The following is a 1,650-nucleotide window of genomic DNA, read 5'->3' as shown; positions in this document are numbered from 1 at the left end:
ACAAGAGCTAAGCGAGAAGTAAATTTGGTTTGGCGATTAAATTTTACTTTCTCGCTATTTTTTTGAACAGAAAATGTCAACAGACCCTAATGAAAATGGTGAAATAAATAGAATTAGAGCTATTCAGGATGCAGCAAAAAGCGGAGTGATCAATGTTTTTGCAGCGGGGAATTACAATCATTATAATGAGCCTGGTGCGTATCAGGGACTACCGATGGTTTATGAGGGACTTCTACCGCATTATCTTACTGTTGCAAATTTAATTTCTGTTCGTAGTGATCAAATCGAAATTCCTGAAGATAGTAAAGTTATTACAACTACGAAAGGATATCAGCTTTTTGAAGTTGAGCATCAAGGTGAAAAATATTTAAGACTAGTTGATTTAGAAGAAGGTGCTATAGATTATTTATATAAAGAAGTAGGTTCGAATATTGAGTTAACCGATATTATCGTGAGTGATAAAGCTACGAAGGAGGTATTGTTTGCTGGTTCATCTCAATGTGGATATACCGCATTATGGTGTGTAGCAGCTCCAGGAACTGGTATTTACAGTTCAACATTTGATAAAAATGTAAATAATGAGCTAGTCGATAATTATGAAAATATGACAGGAACATCAATGGCTGCACCTCATGCTACAGGTGCATTAGCTATTTTGATGGAACGATTCCCATATATGACATCAAGCGATGTTAATAATGTATTAAAAACAACTACTCAAGATATGGATGAACAGGGAGCAGTTAAAGATGGTAGCTCTCGTGTTATTGATCAATATTTTGGTTGGGGTAAAATTGATTTAGAAAAAGCAATTAAAGGACCTGCAATTTTTGCATCATCTGATGATGTGAAAGATATGCTTGCCGATGATGTTAAACAAAATTTAGGAAATGATTTAGATAGGTTGGCAGCTACCTTTGGTAATGGTGATTTTACTGTAAACATGGGTAAAGGTGTTGTTTATGATAAAGGTACACCTAGACAGCGCACATGTGATGCTAAAGAATGTGAATTCGATACGTGGTCAAATGATATTACGGGTAGTGGCGGTTTAATTAAAAACGGCAGTGGTGTTTTACAACTTACCGGTACAAATACCTATAAGGGCGAGACTCATATTAATGAAGGTGGTTTGGATCTTGCAGGTTCTCTGACATCTAATTTAACTATTAATAAAGCTGGTATTCTTTCTGGGCAAGGGCGAGCTGGGAATGTAAATATAAACGACGGAAAATTTATTCCATCTCTTTATAATGCTAATGGACTGAGCACATTTACCATTCATGGTGATATTAAGTTTACTCCAGACTCTACATACACAGTAAAAATTAAAGATGAAAGTCAGCAAGTAGATAAGCTAGTGGTTAAAGGTAAAGCTTATTTGAACAAGGCTAACTTTAATATGTATGAAGAAAAACCTGATAACTTACTCACTAAAAATGATGTGAGTCGTTATCAAGGTAATGAATACACATTAATTGATGCAGAGAAAATAGATCAATCATTTAATGATAATTATATTAAATCTATTACTACAGATGATGTTAAGCCTGAACTTGAAAAAGTAGAACAAGATAAAAAGCTTCAATTGAAATTTAAAGATTTAGCAGCAGATAAAGCAGCAGCGGATAAGGCGGCAGCAGATAAAGC

General features: G+C 34.6%; 1 protein-coding gene. It reads left to right on the top strand.

What is annotated here, in order from left to right:
• Window positions 1–73 precede the first annotated feature (73 nt).
• A partial coding sequence (locus A6M14_RS05085; protein ID WP_152873928.1) for a S8 family serine peptidase occupies window positions 74–1,650 on the top strand: 1,577 nt, incomplete at its 3' end.

Source organism: Acinetobacter portensis (assembly GCF_009372215.1).
Lineage (GTDB): Bacteria > Pseudomonadota > Gammaproteobacteria > Pseudomonadales > Moraxellaceae > Acinetobacter > Acinetobacter portensis.
Note: the sequence above shows the minus strand (reverse complement) of the source record. Positions and strands in the feature narration are given on the sequence as shown.